We start from the raw sequence: 22,502 nt of genomic DNA, 5'->3' as shown, positions 1-22,502 counted from the left end.
ATAACTCAACTTTAGCATATGGAACAATCTGAATTTCACCTATTTGCTCCGATTAGCGTCCTACTGGACGCATCTGCTTGTTGATACTATACCCCCACCGCCACTTCGTTCGGCGGTGGGGGTTATTCAGGTATTGTCCTGTCGGACAATAAATTAGCAATATTTATTATCAAATGCTAAAGTTGAGTTCTATAAAAGGTACGGAGAACACAGAGGTAATTACAACTGATGTCGCATGCTGTGGCATACATTCTATTGGCGATTCGTTATTCCGTACCTAAAGGCACGGGACATTATTATCTACTTTTTACAGCCATTTCGGCGTACCGATGGCACGCCTGCATGGCTGCCTACAATATCACATCCCAAGAGGGATGTTTCTAACTCAACTGTAGCATATGAAACCATTTGAGCCTCACCTATTTGCTCCGATTAGCGTCCTGCTGGACGCGGTGCATGTTGATACCATACCCCCACCGCCACTTCGTTCGTCGGTGGGGGTTATTCAGGTATTGTCCTGCCGGACAGTAAATTAGCAATAGAATTTTGCAGAGTCCCCGCCCAGGCCTTATGAAAATCTTTCTCTCGCACAAAGCATAAGGCAATGAGAGGCTGAAAGCCGACACGCAGAACGCAGTTCTGCACATAACCCTGTCCTAACTGAGCGCAAGCGAAGGCAGGGCAGGGTAAACGCGATATTCTATACTGCGGTTGAAGACCGCCACCTTGAAACATAACAAGGTGGCGGTCTTCAACCGCGATTTTGTCACACTTCACACCCCCCCACCGGCAGTCCGCAGGTCTGCGACCAGCGGTTAACCAAAGTTACGACCTCCCTGAGGTCTAGAAAATCCACAATATATATATTCAATGAAAAAATCAGTGAGATCATTGAGATCAGCGCGGGGAGTTCCATTGGTGAATAGTTACCCCTAATCTCTTAAAATCATAGATTTATTTCTTGTGGGCGAGCATGTATTGTGCGATCTGGACTGCGTTGAGGGCTGCGCCTTTCTTGATTTGGTCGCCACAGCACCAGAATGCTAGTCCGTTGTCGCTGCTGGTGTCGCGGCGAATGCGGCCTACATAGACGGGGTCCTGGCGTGTGCAGTGGATGGGCATGGGGTAAGTGTTGCTGCGAGGTTCGTCCATAACCACGACACCTGGCGCGAGGTGCAGGGCGGCACGTGCCTCGTCGGGGCTGATGGGACGCTCGGTCTCGATCCACACTGCCTCGCTATGGGCACGCATGACGGGCACACGCACGCATGTTGCGCTCACGCGGATGTCGCTGTGCATGATCTTGCATGTTTCCTTAACCATCTTCATCTCCTCACGTGTGTAGTCGTTGTCCTGGAAAACGTCGATGTGTGGTATCACGTTGTAGGCGAGCTGGTGCTGGAAGTGCTTCACTGTGGTTTCACCCTTGGCAGTAGCAATCTCGCTGTGCTGCAGTGCAAGCTCATCCATCGCAGCAAGACCAGCACCGCTGGCAGCCTGATAGGTTGCCACCTGCACGTTCTTGATGTGTGAGATATTGTCGAGGGGCTTGAGCGCCACTACCATGATGATTGTTGTGCAGTTGGGGTTAGCAATGATGTTGCGTGGAGCATTGAATGCGTCGTCGCCGTTCACCTCAGGAACTACCAGAGGCACGTCGTCGTCCATGCGGAATGCGCTGCTGTTGTCAATCATGATGCAGCCATACTTGGTGATGGTCTCGGCATACTCCTTAGCGGGACCGGCTCCCATCGAGACGAAGGCGATGTCGATGTCCTTGAAGTCGTCGTTGTGCTGCAGCAGTTTCACCACATGGTCTTTACCGCGGAATGTAAAGATGCGTCCAGCACTGCGCTGCGACCCAAAGAGCACAAGCTCAGTTACGGGGAAGTTCTGCTCGTCGAGCACTCTCATGAATTCTTGTCCCACGGCGCCACTAGCGCCCACGATTGCTACTTTCATTTTCAGTCTAAAATATCGTTATTAAGTTGTTATATTTGTAACTACTCACCAAAAACTTTTTTGCGGAGTCCCCGCGCAGATTTCACGGATTACACAGATTTTATAATAACTGAAAGAAATTAAAATAATTAGAATAATTTTTTTTCAGATTAATCAAATCAATCTGTTGTTTATTTCAGCTGAAAATCTGCGTGCTCAGCGAGATAATCAACATTGGTGTATAGTTACGTTATATTTTCAATTATCAGCAAGCCATCGTCATCGTAGCGAGCTTGCGAGCGCATCGTTACGAAGTCACTTGATGTGCGTTCCTTGCTTGGGATTGCCCAGGCCGTCGGCGCTGGTGATGACCACGTTTTTCACGCCGTGGTCGATGGCCGAGAATGCGTTGTCCACCTTGTTGGCAAACCAGTCTTTGATTATTTCCATCTCTCGCAGAGCCTTGTACTGCGTGCGTTTGAGGGCAGGCACCACGCTATCGGGGTCAAGCACATTGAGCAGCACACCCTTGCGCACGAAGCAATAAATCAAGGTCACGTCATATCTCATTGCCAAGGCTTTAGCGGTCTCGGCAGCCATGGCGTCGGTCTCGTTAAAGAGCAACTGTCCCTTGCCGTCGTGCGTGAACGGTGCGATGACTGGGGTCACATTGTTGTCGATGAGCATCGACAGCGCGGCGGTGTTGATTTGCCTCACAACGCCTGTATAGCCGTTAGCGTCACTGGCTTGCTTTGTGCTGGTGATGACGTTCATGTCGGCCCCGGTGAGGCCCAGGGCGTTGTATTTGCGTCCTTGAAGCATGGCAACTAACTGCTTGTTCACGAGTCCGGCATAGGTCATCGAATACACTTTGAGCGCATTGTCGTCGATCACGGGACGCTCGTTCACCTCGCTAATGCCGACCCCCATCTTGCCGGCTACGGTTTTAGCCAGCTGGGCAGCACTGTGGATGATGAGTTTCTTGCCTTCAACCTTGGCAAGGTTTTTGATGAATGTCTTCAAGCCCTCGGGGTTTTCGAGTATCTTGCCCGACACCTTGATTACAGTTAGTTTTTCAGCCATGATTAATCACTTTTTAGCACGTTACACGTTGTCGTCGCCCTCCATGAGGAAAGCCTTGATGAAAGCATCGATGTCGCCGTCCATCACGCCACCCACGTCGCTAGTCTGGTGGCCGGTGCGGTGGTCCTTGACGCGGCGGTCGTCAAACACGTAACTGCGTATCTGGCTGCCCCACTCGATTTTCTTCTTGCCAGCCTCAACCTTGGCCTGCTCCTCGCGGCGGTGCTCAAGTTCCTTGTTGTAGAGAATCGACTTGAGGTTGCGCAACGCGTTCTCGCGGTTCTTGGGCTGGTCGCGGGTCTCGGTGTTCTCAACGAGGATTTCCTCTTCCTCGCCAGTGTAGGGGTCCTTATACTGGTAGCGCGCACGCACACCCGACTCCACCTTGTTGACGTTCTGTCCGCCGGCACCGCCGCTGCGGAAGGTGTCCCACGACAGGCGTGCGGGGTCGATGGTGATCTCGATGGTGTCGTCGATGAGCGGAGTCACAAACACCGAAGCAAACGATGTCATGCGCTTGCCCTGGGCGTTGTAGGGCGACACGCGCACCAGGCGGTGCACGCCGTTCTCACTCTTGAGATAACCGTAGGCAAAGTCGCCAGTGATGCTGAACGAAACCGACTTGATGCCGGCCTCGTCGCCATCGACCATGTGGACAATGGAGGTCTTGTAGCCATGACGCTCGCACCAGCGCAGATACATGCGCATGAGCATCGATGCCCAGTCCTGGCTCTCGGTGCCGCCAGCACCCGAGTTGATCTTGAGTATGGCGTCCATCTTGTCTTCTTCCTGGCGAAGCATGTTGCGCAGCTCGAGTTTCTCTACCATGTCGATTGCAGTGGCATAGAGAGTGTCGAGCTCGGCCTCCTCTACCAAGCCTTCCTTCACGAAGTCAAATCCAGTGGCCACCTCGTCCACGGCATGTTCAACCTCGGCGCAGCCCTCGATCCAGAAGCGCAGTTGCTTGATTTTCTTCATCTGGGCCTCGGCAGCCTTCTGGTCGAGCCAGAAATCGGGCACATGGGTGCGCAGTTCTTCTTCCTCGACTTGTATTTTCTTGTTGTCCACGTCAAGATACATCTTCAGTGCATCCTTGCGTGATTGCAGTTCTTTTAATTGGTCTTGTGTAATCATTGTTGCGTATATTCTTTTCCAACCAACAAAGTTACTACTTTTTTTCTGATTGCGAAAATTTACCAGCAATTTTCCTTGACTGAAAGAAATTATTCGAAATTAGAATAAATTTTTGGCCTCTCGGGGAGGTTTTCTCTCGGGGAACTCGCGGAACTCGGGGAATTTATTCTTACTGAAAGAAATTAAAATAATTAGAATAATTATATTTTCTTTTGTTCTTATGTCAAAAATAAATCACACATATAACCTCTCGGGGAACTCGCAGAACTCGGGGAATTTATTCTTACTGAAAGAAATTAAAATAATTAGAATAATTTTATTTCCTTTTTTTCTTCTGTCAAAGAATAAATCACACGGATAGCCTCTCGGGGAACTCGGGGAGGTTTTCTCTCGGGGATTGCGCGGAACTCGGGGAAGTTTTCTTACTGAAAGAAATTAAAATAATTAGAATAATTTTATGTTCTTATGTTCTTCTGTTCTTCTGTCAAAAATAAATCACACGGATAGCCTCTCGGGGAACTCGGGGAACTCGGGGATTTTTTCTCTCGCAGATTGCGCAGATTTTATTCTTACTGAAAGAAATTAAAATAATTAGAATATTTTAATTTTCTTTGTTTTTTTGTGCTTCTGTCAAAATAAAACACACGGGGGGCGCTGCGCTTGAAATTTGCTGAAAATAAACTGAAAATACAAAATCTGCGTAATCAGCGAGAGAAAGAAAACTTCCCCGAGTTCTGCGAGTTCCCCGAGAGGCAAAAATCTGCGCAATCTGCGCGATGTCTCGGTGGGAGTTTAGTTATTGTGCCGGTGTTTCTTTTTTCTTTTTGTGGAAGTCGGCGTTATACATTGCGTCGATGAGGGGCGCGTATCGCTTGTTGATGACTGAACGACGCACTTTGAGGGTGTTGGTGAGCTCGCCGCTTGCAATGGTGAACTCACGGGGCAGCAGCACGAATTTCTTGATTTGCTCATAGGCTGCCATGTCTTTCTGGTAGCCGTTGATGCGGCCTTCTATCATCTTGTGGATATCGGTGTTGTTGACCAGATCCTTGACGTCGGTGTAGTTGATGCGTTTCTTGAGCGCGTAGGCCTTGAGCTCGTCGATGTTGGGGACGATGAGCGCCGAAACATATTTGCGTCCGTCGCCTATGATCACTGCCTGCTCGATGTACTTGTCCTGGGCAAGCGCGGTCTCGAGCACTTGCGGCGCGATGTACTTGCCGTTGCTGGTCTTGAATAGGTCCTTGATGCGGTCGGTGAGTATGAGTTGTCCTTTCTCGTTTATCTCGCCGCAGTCGCCGGTGTGGAACCATCCGTGCGCGTCGATGGCGCGTGCTGTTTCCTCGGGTTTGTTGTAGTAGCCCTGGAGCATCTGCTTGCCGCGCACGAGGATCTCGTTGTTCTCGCCTATCTTGATTTCCCACCCGGGGATGATGGTTCCCACTGTGCCTAGCGACCAGCCGTTGTCTTCGTAGCAGGTCACTGTTGCCGTGGTCTCGCTCAATCCGTAGCCGATGACGATGTTGATGCCCACGGTGTGGAGGAACTCGGTGATGCGGTCACTGAGCATCGCGCCCGCAGTGGGGAAGAGGTTATGGTTCTCGATGCCGATGGCAGCACGCACTTTCTTGAACACCTTGTCCTCGAAGAACTGGTATTGCTTCTCGACGAGGAATGGCACCTTGCGTCCGTTGCGCACATACTTGAGGTTGCGTGTGCGACCCACCGAGAGTGCGCGTTTGATGAGAACTTTAAGTACAGGCGGAGCTGCATTGAAGTTGTCGTTGACGGCTGTATATACTTTTTCCCAGAAGCGGGGAACGCTGCACATGCAGGTGGGTTTTATTTCCTTGACGGCTTTCTGGATTTCCTTGGGATTGAGGTTGATGGCAACCCTGACGCCCTGGTTGAGGCAGAACATGGTCCATCCCAGCTCGAAGATGTGGCTGAAGGGCAGGAAGCTCAATGACACATCTTCCTTGTCGTCAACCTTGATGCGCAGAGCGTGTGCTTGCATGCATGCGTCGAAGTTGCTGTGGTTGAGCATCACGCCCTTGGGCTCGCCAGTGGTGCCCGAGGTGTAGATGAGGCACATGAGGTCGTCTTCCTCGCCGTCGTGCTTGCGCTTAACCAAGCCTAGTTTCTGTGCTTCGTCAGCCTTGTCGCCGCTGGCCAGGAACTGCTGCCATGTCATGGAAGCCTTGTCGCCGCTGGCAATCACCACGTTGGTGTCGAGAGTGACAACGTGCTGCAGGGTGGGACATGTGTCCACGAGTTCACGAGCCGTCTCATAGTGTTGCTGGTCGCCGGTGAAGATGAGTGTGGCTCCCGAGTCGTTGATGATGTGCATGGCCTCGTCCTTGCTGCTGGTAGCATAGATGGGCACGGGTACCGCGCGGTTGTAATAAGCAGCAAAGTGCGAGATGAGTATCTCGGGGCAGTTTTGAGAGAAGATGCAGATGCGGCCATGTTCCTCAATGCCTATGTTGTAGAGAGCCTGTGCACAGCGTTCGATTGCCTCCTTGAATCCGTTCCAGGATAGAGATTTCCAATTCTGTGTCTTATAGTCGCGATAACGCAAAGCCTCGCGATTGCCATATTTCTTGGCGTTATCTGGAATGAGTTGTACGAATTTATTCATGTTTTACCTAAATAAGATGAATTGTCACGATGCAAAATTAATGAATTATCCATAATACTTAAAATGTAGGGGCGGGATAAGGGCAACTATTAACAACAATTCCACTAAAAATGAATACTTTTACACATTTTAAGACCTAAAAGATAACCGTTAAGCGTTTTTATGTCGTGCATTTGCAAAAAAAGTTGTACCTTTGCATCTTGAGTAAAAACGTAAAAAAGCAAGTTTTCACCACTTTTTATGGCAGAAGAGAATATACTGAATGCAGAACAGCCGCAAGGCAACGACAACGGAGGATATGACAAACTGGTAACGCTCACCCCTCGCGAGCACATCAGGCAGCGCCCGGGCATGTATATAGGCAAGCTGGGCGACGGCCAGCAGCCCGACGATGGTGTGTATGTGCTCATCAAGGAGGTTGTGGACAATAGCATCGACGAGTTCAACGCCGGCTATGCCAAGCCCACCATCACCATCGATGTCGAGGACGGCACCGTGACCATTCGCGACTACGGCCGCGGCATCCCCCTGGATCAGGTCAAGGACGCTTCGAGCAAGATGAACACCGGCGCAAAGTATGACACCAACACCTACAAGCGCTCGGTGGGCCTCAACGGCGTGGGCATCAAGGCTGTCAACGCCCTCTCCACCTCGTTCTTCATTCGCTCGGTGCGCGACGGCCAGAGCTCGGCAGTGGAATATGCCGAGGGCCTCGTGGTGAACGAGACCGGCGTCGTTCCTGCCCAGGAGGGCGAGGAGAACGGCACCCTGGTGCGCTTCACGCCCGATGCCAGCATCTTCAAGGGATACCAGTTCCGCGACGACATCGTCGAGACCATGGTGAAAAACTACTCGTTCCTCAACACCGGGCTGTCGCTCATCTACAACGGCCGCAAGTACCACTCGCGCTATGGTCTGAGCGACCTCGTGAAGGAGAACATGACCAGCGAGCCGCTGTATCCGCTCATGCGATTCATGGCAGCCGACATCGAGGTGGTCATCACCCATGCCAACCAGCCCGGCGAGGAGTTCTACTCATTTGTCAACGGCCAGCACACCACCCTGGGCGGAACACACCAGAGCGCATTCCGCGAGGCACTGTCGCGCACCATCAAGGAGTTCTATGGCAAGAACTTCGAGTATAGCGACATACGCAACGGTGTGGTGGCAGCCATCAGCCTCAAGGTGGAGGAACCGCTGTTTGAGTCGCAGACCAAGGTGAAGCTGGGAAGTACCGTCATGTGGAAAGACGGCCCCACCATCTATAAATTCATCAACGATTTCATCAAGAAAGAACTTGACGACTACTTGCACAAGACTCCGGCCACAGCCGAGATCATGTTCAAGAAAATTCAGGACAGCGAGAAGCAGCGCAAGGCTATTGCTGGCGTCACCAAGCAAGTGCGCGAGCGGGCAAAGAAAGCGGCGCTGCACAACGACAAGCTGCGTGATTGCCGCGTGCACCTAAGCGACGCTAAGGCCCCCAAGGGATTTGACCACGACCGCCGCGATGACTCGTGCATCTTTATCACCGAGGGACTCTCGGCGAGCGGCTCTATCACCAAGATTCGCGACGTAGAGACACAAGCGGTGTTCTCGCTGCGAGGCAAGCCGCTCAACACCTACGGCCTCGAGCCCAAGAAGGTATATACCAACGAGGAGTTTGCCCTCTTGCAAGCCGCGCTCAACATCGACGACGGCATTGACAACCTGCGCTACAACAAGGTGATTATCGCCACCGATGCCGATGTCGATGGCATGCACATACGCCTGCTCATGCTCACCTACTTCCTGCAGTTCTACCCCGAGCTGGTGAAGACGGGGCACCTCTTCATCTTGCAGACTCCCCTCTTCCGCGTGCGCAACAAGAAAGAGGCTAAACGCAAGAACCACAAATCGACCAAGAAAGAAGCCAAGCCGCAGCGCGTGGAGACCTACTACTGTTACAGCGACGAGGAACGAGTGAATGCCATCAACAAGCTGGGTGACAACGCCGAGATCACCCGATTCAAAGGTCTCGGAGAGATAGACCCCGACGAGTTCAAGGACTTCATCGGTCCCGAGATGCGACTCGACCGCGTGTCGCTGCGCAAGGAAGACTCGGTGAAGGACATGCTCACATTCTTCATGGGCAAGAACACCATGGAGCGACAGAAGTTTATCATTGACAACCTCGTGATTGAAGACGATGAAGACATCACAGTGCATTGAGGGCCGCACGCCTCGCGTGGCATTATTTGCCGGTTCGTTCGACCCGTTCACTCGGGGCCACGAGTCAATCGTGCGCAGGGGGTTAGAGATATTCGACACGGTGATTGTGGGCATAGGGGTCAACCCTTCCAAGAAGCCTTTCATGACCGCCGATGCACGAAAGCAGTGGATTGAGAGCACCTTCGCCGGCAACGAGCGTGTCAAGGTAATCGTGTATGAAGGGCTCACAGTTGACGCTGCACGCGCCCACGGGGCACAGTTCCTGCTGCGTGGCGTGCGCACCGCAACCGACTTTGAATATGAGCAGACGATAGCCATTACTAATCGTTCGCTTGCTGGTATTGAGACCGTTCTCATCAATACCTTGCCCCAGTTGTCACACATCAGTTCGTCACTGGTGCGTGAACTGCTCTCTCATGGTCACGATGTCTCACAGTTGATACCACCATCAGCCCCAATCGAACTCCTACCCACTACTTTTTAACGATACGCTTTTTTCTTGACGATGCGCTCGTAAACTCGCCACGTATCGTATCGTAGCGAAGCGTATCGTCACTTCGCTACCTTCTCGGCAAAGGCTTTGTTACTCCACACCACATAGTTTCCTGCGCTATCGGCGCTTATCGTGAGCACGCCCAGGTCGGTGCGTTTGTCCATCATCTGCTGTGTAGCGTCAGTGCCCATCACCATGCATGCAGTAGCCCAAGCGTCGGCAGTTGCGCAGGTGGGCGCAATGATGCTCACGCTCAACAAGTCGCTCTGCTCGGCAAGGCCCGTGCGCGGATTCACAATGTGAGTCACGCGTTTTCCGTCCACCTCGGCATACTGGCGGTAGTTGCCGCTCGTGGCCACGCTCTCGTTATTCAGTTCAAGCACTAGCATGGATTCATGCGACGTGGCTTCGGCCTGGTCGGTGGGCAGATCCACCGAGACGTGCCATTTTTCCCCGTGCGAATTAATGCCTCGGGCAACCACCTCGCCACCTATTTCCACCAGATAGTTTTTCGCTCCGTTACGTTCGAGCATACGCCCCACCTCGTCGCAGGCAAGTCCTTTGGCTATCGAGCTGAAATCAAGTTGCACTCCCTTGCTCTTTGCGACAAGCTTGTTGCCGCTGGCCATCACCTTGTCAAGTCCCACGAGAGCCACAAGGCTGTCGATTTCCTGCTGCGAGAGCATGCCGCCTTGCTTGCGCACCTTTTTCCACGCACCCACCAGCGGCATCACCGTGGGGTCATAGAGTCCGCCGCTCTGCTCATTGACCACACGCGACTCACGCATGAGCAGCATGATGATGCCATCGGCAGCAACCTCGCCAGTAGCATTGAACTGCGACACAAGCGACTGCGGGTTGTAAGCGCTAGCGCTCTTGTCCACCATGTCAAGCACAGCGGCAATGGAGTCGTCAAGGTTCTTGCTCGCCTCGTAGGTTATGTGGTATTCAGTGGTCCACACTTCACCCTGGGCAGTGAACAGCTGCTTCTTGTTCTCCTTCCTGATAAAAAACAGCACACCCACCAGGCATGACAGCACTATTATAACAAGGTAACGGTATTTAATATTCATCGTTTCTGGTTCATTATTTGTGCAAATTTAGTCTAAACAAATGTACCATACAAGTAGATTACACTAGTTTTTCAGTTTTTTTAATGAAGATTTGTGAGTGAATATCAATTTTTTTGTTTAGTTTTGCACAAAAACAAATACATGAGTCTGCGTGCAACACTCTTAGCCATAGCCGCTGCACTAGCGGTACTGCCATGCCTGGGCCAACTCAGAATTGGGGTTAAAGGCGGAATCACGTCCAGCAAACTGCATTTCGACAAGAGCCTGTTTGAGAGCAGCAACCGCACAGGATTCACCGGAGGGCTGCAACTCGAATTTTCCCTCCCCGTCACCGGCTTGTCGCTCGGCGGATCTCTGCTCTATACCCACCGCACCGATGCCTTCACCAACAATGACCAGACCTTTTCGCGCGACTACATCGAGGTGCCTGTGCATGTGAAGTATGGCATTACCATCATGGGGCTCAACAAGGTGCTTGTCCCCTACGCCTTCACCGGGCCCAATTTCTCATTCCTGCTCAACGAGAGCAAGCAAGAGCAATGGGACAACCGTGCCAGCAACACCAGCTGGGATGCGGGATTCGGCGTGGAACTGCTGGGGCACTTGCGGATTCAAGCCAGCTACGGGCTGGGACTGACACGCTCTTTCAAGCAAATCATACCTGACGAAAATGGCAACTCGGTTCACGGACGAGACCACTGCTGGACTGTCACAGCAGCATATATGTTCTGATAAATTTGATTTTTTGAGCGAAAACGAGTAACTTTGCACAAAAATAAAAATACTACTAAAAATGAAAAGATTTTCAAGCATCGCAATACTAGTCATCGCATTCATCGCAACTGCCCTGCAGGCACAGGCACAGACCCAGACCCGCTGGGGCGTCACTGCCGGACTCAACTACAACGAAATCCATTTCAAGCAGACCGATATCCTCACCGTGACCAAAGGCTTCGGTCCGCAAGTGGGCGTCACCGGCGAGATGAACATCCCCGGCGTGGGATTCAGCGTTGACGCATCGTTGCTCTACGCCATGCGTTCAGGCAAAATCAACTATGGCGAGCGTGAAGTGTGGAAATCACAGGGACTGGGCAATGAGACTTGCATGATGCACTCTATCGACGTGCCTCTCAACCTCAAGTTCAAGTACCGCAAGCTCGACGGACTTGAAAACACCATCATGCCCATGGTAATGGCCGGACCCACTTTCTCGTTCCTCGTGGCGAAGAACCTCAACCAGGTTAACCAATATCGCCCCGTGAGCGTGCTGCTGCACATGGGCGTGGGCGCCGAGCTGTTCAAGAAAGTGCAAGTGAGCGTCAACTACAACTTCAATGTGGGCGAGACATTACGCACCCGAGTTCTTGACGAAAACAATGCCAAAAACCGCTGCTGGACAGTCTCGGCAACCTACTTCATAAAGTAGTAACATCTTTTAACATACAATTAGTGCCCAGAGTTCAATATTTTTTTGTAACTTTGGGCACTAATAACACTCTAACTGAAGTTGATTCAATGTGTGGGCAGTTCATCGTGATGATGCGTTGCCCTTTTTCTTTTTATAACACATTGTCTCACAGCAACATGCCGCGAGCTACTTCCTCGGCACATTCCACGCCTTGCGACATTGCAGCGATAGTGAAGCCGAAACTGCATGCCGCAGCCGGTCCCTTACCAGTAACAACATTGCCATCTACGACCACCATGTCGCTCTGCCAGTTCACGCCGCATCCCTCGGCTTCCATGCCAGGATAGCACACAGCATTCTTGCCATTGAGCAAGCCCAGAGGTGCAAACACAATCGCAGGCGAAGCACAGATTGCAGCAATGTGTCCACCAGCCTCGTTGTGTGCAACGAGCATCGACGTGAGAGGCTCGCATGCGGCAAGGTTGGTTGCGCCAGGCATACCGCCAGGCAGCACCAGCCACTCGGCCTGGGCAGCGTCAACATCACTCATCAGCACATCGGCCACAACCTTCACGCCATGCGCGCCTGTCACCTCAAGCGTGGGGTTGATCGACACCAGTGTCACTTCCATACCAGCACGACGCATCACATCAACTGTCGCCAGTGCCTCAATCTCTTCAAATCCGTCAGCAAAAAATACGTAATTCATTTTCTATATCAATTAAAAATTATCCTCTGCTAAATTACCAAAATTACCCCAAACAAGCAAATAATACCCCGCAAACAACATCAAAAACACAAAAAAATCACTTTTATCGAAAAAAAGTAGCTAAAAGTTTTGCAGATAAAAAAAAAAGCAGTAACTTTGCAACGCTTTTGAGAAGCACGGGTGATTAGCTCAGCTGGTTCAGAGCATCTGCCTTACAAGCAGAGGGTCGGCGGTTCGAATCCGTCATCACCCACACAACAGCAAGACACGACTCAACATTGAGCCGTGTTCTTTGTTTATACTACAAAACATTTTATTATGAAAATCAGGATTTATACAACAGTTGTGGTGGTGTCGATAACGCTCGTGGCGCTAATGGTTCTGGCATCTTGTGGTAATAAAAACGCGCAGGATAAACAATCAGCAGTGGTTGAAACAGTGATTGCTGCGTATGACGAATTTGGTTCAATTGACACTGACGTGACAAGGGAGCAAATGCAACAAGCAGGTTTTGACTTGGGTGACGAGGTAGAAGTAAGCACAAAGGACACCACACTTGTGGTTCCCTTATATGACGGATATTACGTAAAGTCAGGTGAAAACCAAGTGGTGGCTTATCCCACCTATAAACATGTGCGTGTGGCAGCAAATTTCGGGTCGTTGCCTGATATTCTTTTGAATAAGCAAGGCGAAAAAATCACTTTCAAGCTGGTGACTAAAGGAAAATATCTTGAAGTGCAAAAGGCAATGGGGTTAGCCTATACAAATAACCGCAAAGATTATGATAGCGACGAGGAGTTTGCAAATTTCCGTATGGTAACCGTGGGTAGAATTGCCCCATCACGACTGTTTCGTGCGGCATCGCCATTTGACAATTCGGCTAGTCGCGCAACTTACGTGTCGGCATTGATTGAAAAAGCTGGGGTACACACAATCTTTGACCTTGCTGATGATGAAAATAAGATGAAATCATATTCTGCCATACCTGAATTTAGCAAAAAGATGTGGAACAACGGCAATGTGGTTTTATGTCCGCTAACCGCTGATTTTCTGTCAGATGATTTTAACCAGAAATTGGTGTCTGGTCTCAAGGAATTGGCAAAACATCCTGCTCCATATTTTGTACACTGCACCGAGGGCAAGGATCGCACTGGCTATGTGTGTGCAATGCTTGGGGCTTTGTGCGGCGCTTCCTACGACGAAGTGTTGCATGACTATCTATTATCATATTGCAATTATTACCACCTTTCGCTCGACAAAAAGGAGGATATGGAAGTGTGCCAAAAGTTTGTGGAGTTGCGATTTGAGCCCTGCGTGATGAATTATTGCAATATTAATGATGCGTCACAACTGGCTAGTGTTGATTTGAAGAAAGCATATACTGAATATCTTTTAGCACATGGCATGACTCAAGCCGAAATTGATGCAATTGTAACATCTCTAACCAAATAGCAAGGGGACGAAGGACGAAAAACGAAAGACAAAAGACTAAAAAGAGGGTGTATCAATTTACCATACCTTAGCGCGGTTTGATACACCCCCTTTTTTTACCAGACAACAATGGTTCACTATTTGAGTTTGGTTCGGCCATATCCGCTCATGCCGTACTTCCCGTCCAGATAAATCACAGTGAGTCCACGGTAAGCGGCTTGCTGCATCATGATGCCGTGACACAACCAACGCTGTCCCTTAGCATCCTTGTAAACCCAGCCCACGTCAACGGCACGGTGGGTAATGAAACCATTGCGAGTAAGTGTGCGCCAACCGTTGCTGAGGAAGTAGATAGTAGCATTCTTGTGTTCGGGATCTTCTCGTGCTACCACTTGCTTTGCCATATTTTGTATCTCGGCACTAACAGTGTAGGTCTTTGGCATGTCAATGGGGTCGGTGCTATTTTCAATCACAGCATTCTGTGCCTTCTGCATCTTCACACGCGCTTCCTTATACATATTTTCAAAATCAGTGGCTCTGTCATCGCTCTTCCAGCCTTCGTGCTTTGTCAGGAAGTAGTCAAAGGATGTTACAAACTCACGGTAATTGGTAAGTGCTCCGTCCATATTGCCTGCTGCATACTGCTTCTCGGCTTGGGTGTAACTTCCGTATGTACCACGGAAAACGATGTCGTAATCTGACTTCATGGCAACATCAACCATAATGTTCATCAACTTGTTGTTGCGTTTCAGTCGTTCAGACTCGGGCTCGAAAAGGGTTTGTTTACCACTTTGATTTGTGACAGAGACTTGCGAACCAGCATCTAACGTCAGACGGAAACGTCCAAGGAACTGTTGATGGGCAAGAATATAAGCCTTAACCATCTGTCGATAGGCGATGTAAGAGTTGGGGTCGGCAAGATACTCTGCAAAGAAAGCATTAATAACAATCTCGCTGTAAGGCACGCACTTGCCTGTGTTGCCTATGCCTATCGTGCCATTATGCTCCAGACCATTAATCTTGCTGAATGACTCATCCATCATCTTGCGGCACTGCGTTGTAGTGTAATAAATAAAGTCCTCGTTTTGCTGTGTACCATCAAGATATAGCCCCACAGCACTGTAGTCATAGTATGGCTGATAGGGGAACAGATCCTTGTCAAGATGTTCATACGCGCCTCTTATTTGGGCTGGCGATTTGGTATAGTTCTTCTTTACCGTATTGTCCGATGCCATAGGGTCAGCCTTGATAGCCGCCTTGCTGGGCGTGTAGTTGCCAAAGGGGTTGAACTTCATGTTCTGCTCGGTGGGAAATGTACTTTCTTCGCCATTCGAACTGGAATTTGTTGCAGGCTCAGTTGTCTTGCTGCTTATGGTTTTTTCAACTGATTTCCCAGTCTTGTTCAGCAAGTTTTTCATCTGTGCTTGACCTGCCATGGGTATGAAACACATGAGAGTCATGGCAACAATACCATGTACATTTTTCATTTTCATAATTTTTTTTTTCATAATCATTTGTGTTTATTATTGTTGCAAATTTACAACAAATAATACAAAATACCAAGGAGACGAAGAACGAAAGACGAAAAATGCCGGTAATCGCTATCGGCACTTGTGAGTTACTTTCCGCAACAAGATGACTGGCCGCCCCCGCAGCAACTTCCTTGCTGACCTTCGCAAGACTTGTTTGACGAAGTGCAAGGTGTGGCTTCTTTTTCGGTAGCAGTGTACTGTATTTTTTTGAGTGAGTCAATGAATTTTTGCACTGTGGTCTTGTCGGCATCGTATGTTACTTTGACCGTTTGTGAGGCAACATCGGTTTCGATAGACTTAACCCCCTTAACATATTTCAAGTTCTCCTTGATTCTCATTTCACATGAGTTGCAGTGCATTACAGGGTTTGTGGTGAGATAAACCGTCTTGATGTCCTTTGCATTAGCTGCCACCGTTATAACGGCAAGCAATAATAATAAAATGATCTTTTTCATTATTTATGATTTTTGTTTGTTATAGTTTCACACGTATTCCCATGTAAGCCATCGCACCCTCTACCGGGCCATAGACCAAAGTGGGTTCAAACGATGATGTCCATGGGTTGGAGGCATTGATGATGGGGTTCTTCTGCTTGAAATTAGTCAAGTTCTCGCCTCCGATGTAAATGTCGAAGTGACGGAAGAATCGAGTCACTTGAGCCGACAGTTGCTCAAAAGCCTTGTATGTGCCCATGTCATTGGGAAGTCTACCGCCTCCGTTGAGCTGCATGGTGGCATCAAACTGCCACAATTCCAGCGGTTGCAATTTGTAAGACAGGCTGAGCAACGCCTTGTAGCGCGATGTGAGCGGCTTGGTCATCAGCACACCGCCGTAGGTGCATTTCACGTCGTTCAAGCGATAAGCCGCAGTTATGTCAAGCCCTGCCACGGGCGTGTAGTTAGCATCCACCTGAAAAACGTGGCTGCGCGACTTGCCTTGCAAGTCGTGAATCCATATCCTCGAGTCATCGGCATCATAGTCAATGACCGCCTGGTTGTTGAATGTGGTATAATAATACTCAGCATTCAACTTGAGCACATGTTCGCCCAGCGGAATCAGGAAAGCAGTAGTTGCACCATAGTTCCAAGCCTCTTCTTGCCCCAAATTCTCCACCAGGAGTGTTCGTCCGCTGGCAAGCAAGTTGTGGTTTTCGGCAAGTGCATGCACAGTGCGATAGCCCTTGCCTGCCGACAGTCGCGTGCTGAACCAGCTGACAGGTTGATACTTGATGTGCGCGCGAGGTGTGACAAATCCTCCATACAGCGAACTGTGGTCCCAACGCACACCAGCCATTGCCGTGAGCTTGGTTCCCAATGTGTAAGTGTATTGAGTATAAACACCTGGGGTTGTTTCCTTCTCGGCATTCTTAATGAGTGGATTGACTTCGCCGCCCAGCAGGTAATCTTGCTTGAGGTAGTCATGGTTAATGCAGCCCCCCACGCTGATGGCATTGTTGCCGAATGTTGCCTCATACATCAGCTGGGCATAGAGGTTCTTCTGGTTCACGCCATATCCCTTGTATCCTTTTTCTCCATAGATTGCATCTTGCTTGTGCAACGAGGCATTGGCAAGAACAGCGATGTTCATTTGCTTCTCGGGGTTGAGGATAAACGCATGTTTCATATATCCCTCATAGCGGTCGGTGTTGATCTCAATCTTGTATAGCGGCATGTCGTGCCCGCCAGAGTGACTCACCGTGTGGTGGGTCTGCCCGCTGTTGCGTCCCTCCTTCAAGAACGACACGCCGGCATGCATGATGTAGCGCTCGGTCATGAGTTTCCACCGGTTAGAGAAATTGCCTTGCTGCACCTTGGGCATGTCGAGGAATCCGTCATGGTTGCCATCATGACTGCTTAATCGGTTTTCATAATGAGCAAGGACATTGGTCGAAAGCGTGTTTGAGAGATGGAAGTTGGCATCGGCATTAGCCTCGATGCGGCCTTGGATATCGCCATAGAGGTTGAAGTTTATCTTTTTCTCTGCTTCAGGCTTTAGATATTCAATATCAATCTGACCGGTGATTGATTCATATCCGTTCTTCACGCTTGCCGCCCCCTTCGACACACTGATGCCTTTCATCCATGTTCCAGGCACATAACCTAGGGCAAAAGGAGCTGCCGCCCCGCGAAAACCGGGCATATTCTCGGTGAGCATCTGGACGTATGTGCCCGAGAGCCCCAGCAGTTTAATCTGCTTGGCTCCTGTGGCAGCATCGTTGTAGCTCACGTCAACCGAAGGGTTGGCGGTGAAGCTCTCGCCCAAGTTACAGCATGCGGCACGGAAAAGTTCCTTCTGACCTATGTAGGTCCCGTTGATAGCACCGCCCAGGCGGCGAGTAGAACCTGCGCTGGTGACAACCACCTCGTCTAGGTCGGCCGACAGCACACTATCAACTTGCTCCACCTCTTGTGCATTACAAAAGGCAGCACACAACATTGCGGCAGCTAGTATTAACGTGTTCTTTTTACCCATTAAAGTATGCAGCATGTGGTCTTTATCTTTCAAATTGAGAACAAATTTACAAATAAAATTTGGAATTATAATGTTAAAAAGATAAAACCGCGAATAAATAACAACCAACTAACTAGTTAAAATATATCAAATGCCTGGTCGAGGTCGGCGATAATGTCGTCAATATGCTCGACACCGATGCTTAACCTTATAGTCGATGGGGTGATGTGCTGGTCGGCCAGTTCATTGGGCGACAACTGCGAGTGTGTCGTGGTGTAGGGATGTATGACAAGAGACTTGACATCGGCCACATTAGCAAGCAAAGAGAAGATTTTGAGCGAGTCGATGAATGCCCATGCCTCCTGCTCGCCTCCTGCAATCTCAAATGTGAAAATGCTGCCACCACCTTGCGGGAAATACTTGTCGTAAAGGCCATGGTCGGGATGGTCAGATAATGATGGATGGTTCACCTTTGTCACCTTGGGGTGCTTGTTCAGGTATTCTACCACCTTTATCGCATTACTCACATGACGCTCAATGCGCAAGGGAAGTGACTCAACGCCCTGCAACAATATCCATGCGTTGAATGGAGAGATACAGGCGCCTGTGTCGCGCAAGATGACGGCACGAATGCGTGTAACAAAGGCCGCAGGACCAGCCACCTCGGCAAACACTGCGCCATGATAGGACGGATCGGGCTGGGCTATGGTGGGATAACGGTCGGCATGGGCCTTGAAATCAAACTTACCGCCGTCAACAATGATGCCACCAAGCGATGTGCCATGACCGCCTATGAATTTGGTGGCAGAATGTACAACTACATCGGCTCCATGCTCCAACGGACGAATCAAGCACGGTGTGCCAAAGGTGTTGTCCACAACAAACAATATGCCATGGCGATGCGCTACCTCGGCAATCGCGTCAAGGTCAGTAACGTCAGAGTTAGGATTGCCAAATGTCTCGGCAAATATCACCTTGGTATTAGGTTGTATAGCCGCCTCAAGCGCATCAATGTCATTGATATTCACGGTGGTATTGGTCACTCCCTGGGTAGCCAGAGTGTGGGTGATGAGGTTATAGGAACCGCCGTATATATTGTTGGCAGCAACAATGTGGTCACCTGCCAGACACACGTTTTGCAACGTGTAGGTAATAGCCGCTGCGCCGCTTGCCACAGCGAGGGCGGCCACACCGCCTTCAAGCGCTGCTAGACGCTCCTCAAGCACTCCCTGGGTAGAATTGGTCAAACGGCCGTAGATATTACCAGCATCGCGCAGGGCAAACCTGTCGGCTGCATGCCGCGAGTTGTGGAACACGTAGGATGTGGTTTGATAAATGGGGACTGCGCGTGAATCGGTGGCTGGGTCGGCCTGCTCTTGGCCCACATGTAATGCAAGTGTCTCTAAATGTAATTTTGTACTCATAATATAGTAGTTTTAGTTTTTTCCACTGCAAAGGTATAAACAAAGAAGATTACACGCCAATTATTTGCAAAATAAAGAAGATTATAGTATTTTTGCAACAATAATACAGAACATTCTTCTACAAAACAAAAGAAATGGCACAAGAAACAGAATACATACTTGACGAGAAAGACAAGGAAATACTGAAAGTGTTGCAAAACAATGCCAGACTCACCAACAAAGAACTTGCGTCTAAAGTTCATTTATCTACCACGCCCACCTATGAACGCATGAAACGCTTGGAACGAACTGGCTACATCAAGCAGTATGCCACCATACTCAATGCACACAAACTCAACAAAGGTTTCACGGTGTTTTGTTCAGTAAAGCTAAGACAACTAAACACAGAGCGTGCTATCGCCTTTGAGCAACTGGTGCGTGAAATGCCTGAAGTGACCGAGTGCTACAACATCAGCGGTTCATTCGACTTCATGCTGCGAGTGCAGTCGCCCGACATGCGCTCATATCAGCAATTCCTGCTCAATTCGCTTGGGCGGCATGATAATATTGCATCGCTTGAGAGCACTTTTGTGATGGAAGAAATCAAGCACGAATATAGCGTGACCGTGTAACAACTACAAAAACACTATAATTTATGAGAAATAGATTTTTCACAGCATGTGTGGTGGCACTGACAGCACTTGTGATGCTAGCCGGCACACAGGAAGACGAGGCAATGGCCCTTGCCACACGACTGTCGCCACGACTGGCACAAAAGTTAGAATTTAAACAAGTCAAGAAAAAAGGCACTGACTATTTCACCTTGCAGAACAAAGGCGACAAGGTTCTCATCACCGCCAATAATGCCAACTCGATGGCTGTGGGCGTGAACCGATACCTCAAGAAGTATTGCCGCACAACGGTGTCGTGGTATGCCGACGTGGCTATCGACCTGCCCGCCGAGTTGCCCGCAGTGGATGGCATCGAGACCGTCAATGCCCGCGTGCCGCAGCGTTTCTTCTTCAACTACTGCACCTTTGGCTACACAATGCCGTTCTTCGACTGGAACGATTGGGAACGTGTCATCGACTGGATGGCGCTCAACGGTGTCAACATGCCTCTTGCCATCACAGGGCAGGAAAGCGTGTGGTACAACGTGTGGCTCAGCATGGGCATGACCGACGAGGAAGTGCGCAGCTATTTCACCGGCCCCGCCTACCTGCCATGGCACCGCATGGCCAACATTGACGCATGGTGTGGCCCTCTGCCCAAGGAATGGCTCGACGGTCAAACCAAGCTGCAACAGAAAATCCTTGCCCGCGAGCGAGCGCTCAACATGCGTCCCGTGCTGCCCGCATTCGCAGGGCATGTGCCCAAGAAGCTCAAGGACATGCACCCCGAGGCCGACATCAAGAAACTTGACCCGTGGGACGAGTTTGAGCTGCAGTACCAGACCTATTTCCTCAATGCCGCTGACCCGCTGTATGCACAGATACAACGCAAATTCCTTGAAGAACAGACGCGCATGTTCGGCACCGACCACATCTACGGCATCGACCTGTTTAACGAGATGGAGGCCCCTAGTTATGACACCGGCTACATCAGCAAGCTCACCAACGATGTGTACCAATCGCTCCGAGCAGTGGACAAGCAGGCCGAGTGGCTGCAGATGGGATGGTTCCTCTACTACCAGCGCGACAAGTGGACAAGTGAGGTCACAAAGTCTATGCTCACTGCCCTACCCCAAGGCAAGATGACAATGCTCGACTACTTCTGCGAGCGCATGGAAGTGTGGCGCATGAGAGACAAATTCCACGGGCAGCCCTACATTTGGTGCTATCTAGGGCAATTTGGTGGCAACACTGTGGTGCAAGGCAATGTGAAGCAAGCAGGCGAAGCCCTGGAGAAAGCCCTCGTGGAAGGCGGCAGCAACCTCAAGGGCATAGGCTCAACGCTCGAGGCTTTCGACGTGCAGCAATTCCCCTTTGAGTACATACTCGACAAGGCTTGGAGCTACAATACCACCGACGACGAAACCATCGTACAAGTCGCCGACCGTCATGCCGACCTGCCCGACGAGAACGTGCGCAAGGCTTGGGACATAATCTACAACCGGGTGCTCATCGAGCATGCCACATCTTTCCGTGGCACAGCCGCCACCGGGTTCCCCAAGTTCAAGAAACTATCAGGCCGCACGGGCGTTTACTTTGACATGAATGCGCTCAACGAGGCATGGCAACTGCTGCTCAAACAGAAATCGGTGCGCACCGATGCCGCACGCGTGGATCTCGTGTGGACCGGACGCGAGTTGCTGGGATGTCTCTTCGGATATGAAAAGGCCCAGTTTGACTCGGCATACGTGGCACGCGACACTGTGATGATGCACGAGAAAGCCTATTTCATGCGCAGCATCCTCACCGACCTCGACATGCTCACCGCGCAGCACCCGTTCAGTTCTATGGACAAGTGGATTGAAATGGCACGCGACCTGGGCGAGTCTCCCGAAGTCAAGGACTACTACGAGATGAACGCAAGGCGCATCGTCACCACATGGGGCGGTGACCTCAACGACTATGCTATGCGCAGCTACAGCGGCCTCATCGCCAACTACCAGGCAGTGCGCTGGCAACTCTACATCGACGAGGCATTCAACTCGGTGCGCACAGGGCAACCCCTGCGAGACAACGAGCGCATCGAGGCAACGCACCAGTTTGAGGAATCATTTGCCCACAAAACCGGCGAGCAATTCCCTAAATATCCCGATGTGGAACTCCTGTCGCTGTCACGATCGCTAGCATCAAAGTATGCCACAGAACTCAACGACTGGCTGAAAACATTGAAATGATTTAGCTTCTATTAAAGAAACCCGTTTTTCAGACCCTATACATCAAGGAACGTGGTTAGTTCCTCTATGTATTTGAGCTTTGTGATATCCTCCCATTGGCCATCCTTCTCTGTTCGCACCTTCTTGTATTTTGAGAGCATTCTGAAT

16 protein-coding genes, 1 tRNA gene and 1 pseudogene are annotated in these 22,502 nt (G+C 50.2%); 8 read left to right on the top strand and 10 right to left on the bottom strand.

The features are described from left to right. Positions 1-954 precede the first annotated feature (954 nt). The 4 genes and pseudogenes from ACKI3C_RS10650 to ACKI3C_RS10635 form a co-directional block, all read right to left on the bottom strand. Positions 955-1,962, bottom strand: a complete 1,008-nt coding sequence (locus ACKI3C_RS10650) for an aspartate-semialdehyde dehydrogenase (protein WP_407404840.1) — start codon at positions 1,960-1,962, stop codon at positions 955-957. A gap of 294 nt (positions 1,963-2,256) precedes the next feature. Beyond that, the gene (locus ACKI3C_RS10645; RefSeq protein ID WP_407404838.1) at positions 2,257-3,024 is read right to left on the bottom strand and encodes an acetylglutamate kinase; all 768 of its coding nucleotides are present in this window, start codon (positions 3,022-3,024) and stop codon (positions 2,257-2,259) included. A gap of 21 nt (positions 3,025-3,045) precedes the next feature. Then, the gene (prfB, locus tag ACKI3C_RS10640) at positions 3,046-4,158 is read right to left on the bottom strand and encodes a peptide chain release factor 2 (RefSeq protein WP_407404836.1); all 1,113 of its coding nucleotides are present in this window, start codon (positions 4,156-4,158) and stop codon (positions 3,046-3,048) included. A gap of 1,366 nt (positions 4,159-5,524) precedes the next feature. After that, a pseudogene (locus tag ACKI3C_RS10635) lies at positions 5,525-6,799 on the bottom strand (AMP-dependent synthetase/ligase); the annotation flags it as partial. Between the two features lie 240 nt (positions 6,800-7,039). On the opposite strand from ACKI3C_RS10635, the gene ACKI3C_RS10630 reads away from it, so the two are divergent. Together ACKI3C_RS10630 and coaD are read left to right on the top strand one after the other, a co-directional pair. After that, positions 7,040-9,010 (top strand): toprim domain-containing protein, encoded by a 1,971-nt coding sequence (locus ACKI3C_RS10630; RefSeq protein ID WP_407404834.1) that lies wholly within the window; start codon positions 7,040-7,042, stop codon positions 9,008-9,010. Continuing rightward, positions 8,988-9,494 (top strand): pantetheine-phosphate adenylyltransferase, encoded by a 507-nt coding sequence (gene coaD / locus ACKI3C_RS10625; protein WP_407404831.1) that lies wholly within the window; start codon positions 8,988-8,990, stop codon positions 9,492-9,494. Before ACKI3C_RS10630 ends, coaD begins: the two co-directional genes overlap by 23 nt. 68 nt (positions 9,495-9,562) lie before the next feature. On the opposite strand, the gene ACKI3C_RS10620 is transcribed toward coaD, so the two are convergent. Beyond that, entirely contained in the window at positions 9,563-10,576 is a 1,014-nt protein-coding gene (locus ACKI3C_RS10620) for an FAD:protein FMN transferase (RefSeq protein WP_407404829.1), read from the bottom strand. A gap of 141 nt (positions 10,577-10,717) precedes the next feature. Here ACKI3C_RS10620 and ACKI3C_RS10615 point away from each other — a divergent pair, with 141 nt between their 5' ends. Together ACKI3C_RS10615 and ACKI3C_RS10610 are read left to right on the top strand one after the other, a co-directional pair. Beyond that, positions 10,718-11,308, top strand: coding sequence for a porin family protein (locus tag ACKI3C_RS10615; protein ID WP_407404827.1), 591 nt, complete (start codon positions 10,718-10,720; stop codon positions 11,306-11,308). Positions 11,309-11,369: 61 nt separating this feature from the next. Next, complete coding sequence (locus tag ACKI3C_RS10610; RefSeq protein ID WP_407404825.1) at positions 11,370-12,002, top strand: porin family protein; 633 nt, start codon at positions 11,370-11,372, stop codon at positions 12,000-12,002. A 148-nt stretch (positions 12,003-12,150) separates the two neighbouring features. On the opposite strand, the gene ACKI3C_RS10605 is transcribed toward ACKI3C_RS10610, so the two are convergent. After that, on the bottom strand, positions 12,151-12,693 hold the full coding sequence (locus ACKI3C_RS10605; RefSeq protein WP_407404823.1) for a DJ-1 family glyoxalase III: 543 nt from the start codon (positions 12,691-12,693) through the stop codon (positions 12,151-12,153). A 178-nt stretch (positions 12,694-12,871) separates the two neighbouring features. On the opposite strand from ACKI3C_RS10605, the gene ACKI3C_RS10600 reads away from it, so the two are divergent. Both ACKI3C_RS10600 and ACKI3C_RS10595 read left to right on the top strand, forming a co-directional pair. After that, positions 12,872-12,946 (top strand) — tRNA-Val (locus ACKI3C_RS10600). 65 nt (positions 12,947-13,011) lie between these two features. Continuing rightward, entirely contained in the window at positions 13,012-14,145 is a 1,134-nt protein-coding gene (locus ACKI3C_RS10595; RefSeq protein WP_407404821.1) for a tyrosine-protein phosphatase, read from the top strand. Between the two features lie 116 nt (positions 14,146-14,261). Here ACKI3C_RS10595 and ACKI3C_RS10590 read toward each other — a convergent pair whose 3' ends face one another. The 4 genes from ACKI3C_RS10590 to ACKI3C_RS10575 all read right to left on the bottom strand — a co-directional run bounded on the left by ACKI3C_RS10590 (position 14,262) and on the right by ACKI3C_RS10575 (position 19,534). Further along, positions 14,262-15,611, bottom strand: coding sequence for a hypothetical protein (locus ACKI3C_RS10590; RefSeq protein ID WP_407404819.1), 1,350 nt, complete (start codon positions 15,609-15,611; stop codon positions 14,262-14,264). A gap of 131 nt (positions 15,612-15,742) precedes the next feature. After that, entirely contained in the window at positions 15,743-16,111 is a 369-nt protein-coding gene (locus ACKI3C_RS10585) for a heavy-metal-associated domain-containing protein (RefSeq protein ID WP_407404817.1), read from the bottom strand. A 19-nt stretch (positions 16,112-16,130) separates the two neighbouring features. After that, a complete protein-coding gene (locus tag ACKI3C_RS10580; RefSeq protein WP_407404815.1) occupies positions 16,131-18,143 on the bottom strand; it encodes a TonB-dependent receptor plug domain-containing protein in 2,013 nt (670 codons plus the stop codon). A gap of 101 nt (positions 18,144-18,244) precedes the next feature. After that, positions 18,245-19,534 carry an O-acetylhomoserine aminocarboxypropyltransferase/cysteine synthase family protein gene (locus ACKI3C_RS10575; protein WP_407404842.1) on the bottom strand — a complete coding sequence of 430 codons (1,290 nt, stop codon included), beginning with the start codon at positions 19,532-19,534 and terminating at the stop codon, positions 18,245-18,247. Positions 19,535-19,665: 131 nt separating this feature from the next. Here ACKI3C_RS10575 and ACKI3C_RS10570 point away from each other — a divergent pair, with 131 nt between their 5' ends. Beyond that, entirely contained in the window at positions 19,666-20,142 is a 477-nt protein-coding gene (locus ACKI3C_RS10570; RefSeq protein WP_407404813.1) for an Lrp/AsnC family transcriptional regulator, read from the top strand. A gap of 23 nt (positions 20,143-20,165) precedes the next feature. After that, positions 20,166-22,355 carry an alpha-N-acetylglucosaminidase TIM-barrel domain-containing protein gene (locus ACKI3C_RS10565; protein ID WP_407404811.1) on the top strand — a complete coding sequence of 730 codons (2,190 nt, stop codon included), beginning with the start codon at positions 20,166-20,168 and terminating at the stop codon, positions 22,353-22,355. The last annotated feature ends 147 nt before the right edge of the window (positions 22,356-22,502 follow it).

The sequence above is a fragment of the Sodaliphilus sp. genome (assembly GCF_045598405.1).
GTDB classification, from domain to species: Bacteria; Bacteroidota; Bacteroidia; order Bacteroidales; family Muribaculaceae; genus Sodaliphilus; species Sodaliphilus limicaballi.
Note: the sequence above shows the minus strand (reverse complement) of the source record. Positions and strands in the feature narration are given on the sequence as shown.

What these genes read in the sequence shown, in the direction of transcription:
- ACKI3C_RS10630 (WP_407404834.1), top strand. Translation starts at nt 7,040, where the DNA reads ATGGCAGAAGAGAATATACTGAATGCAGAACAGCCGCAAGGCAACGAC.
- ACKI3C_RS10615 (WP_407404827.1), top strand. Translation starts at nt 10,718, where the DNA reads ATGAGTCTGCGTGCAACACTCTTAGCCATAGCCGCTGCACTAGCGGTA.
- ACKI3C_RS10595 (WP_407404821.1), top strand. Translation starts at nt 13,012, where the DNA reads ATGAAAATCAGGATTTATACAACAGTTGTGGTGGTGTCGATAACGCTC.
- ACKI3C_RS10620 (WP_407404829.1), bottom strand. Translation starts at nt 10,576, where the DNA reads ATGAATATTAAATACCGTTACCTTGTTATAATAGTGCTGTCATGCCTG.
- ACKI3C_RS10650 (WP_407404840.1), bottom strand. Translation starts at nt 1,962, where the DNA reads ATGAAAGTAGCAATCGTGGGCGCTAGTGGCGCCGTGGGACAAGAATTC.
- prfB (WP_407404836.1), bottom strand. Translation starts at nt 4,158, where the DNA reads ATGATTACACAAGACCAATTAAAAGAACTGCAATCACGCAAGGATGCA.
- ACKI3C_RS10585 (WP_407404817.1), bottom strand. Translation starts at nt 16,111, where the DNA reads ATGAAAAAGATCATTTTATTATTATTGCTTGCCGTTATAACGGTGGCA.
- ACKI3C_RS10580 (WP_407404815.1), bottom strand. Translation starts at nt 18,143, where the DNA reads ATGCTGCATACTTTAATGGGTAAAAAGAACACGTTAATACTAGCTGCC.
- ACKI3C_RS10645 (WP_407404838.1), bottom strand. Translation starts at nt 3,024, where the DNA reads ATGGCTGAAAAACTAACTGTAATCAAGGTGTCGGGCAAGATACTCGAA.
- ACKI3C_RS10610 (WP_407404825.1), top strand. Translation starts at nt 11,370, where the DNA reads ATGAAAAGATTTTCAAGCATCGCAATACTAGTCATCGCATTCATCGCA.
- ACKI3C_RS10570 (WP_407404813.1), top strand. Translation starts at nt 19,666, where the DNA reads ATGGCACAAGAAACAGAATACATACTTGACGAGAAAGACAAGGAAATA.
- ACKI3C_RS10605 (WP_407404823.1), bottom strand. Translation starts at nt 12,693, where the DNA reads ATGAATTACGTATTTTTTGCTGACGGATTTGAAGAGATTGAGGCACTG.
- coaD (WP_407404831.1), top strand. Translation starts at nt 8,988, where the DNA reads ATGAAGACATCACAGTGCATTGAGGGCCGCACGCCTCGCGTGGCATTA.
- ACKI3C_RS10590 (WP_407404819.1), bottom strand. Translation starts at nt 15,611, where the DNA reads ATGAAAAATGTACATGGTATTGTTGCCATGACTCTCATGTGTTTCATA.
- ACKI3C_RS10565 (WP_407404811.1), top strand. Translation starts at nt 20,166, where the DNA reads ATGAGAAATAGATTTTTCACAGCATGTGTGGTGGCACTGACAGCACTT.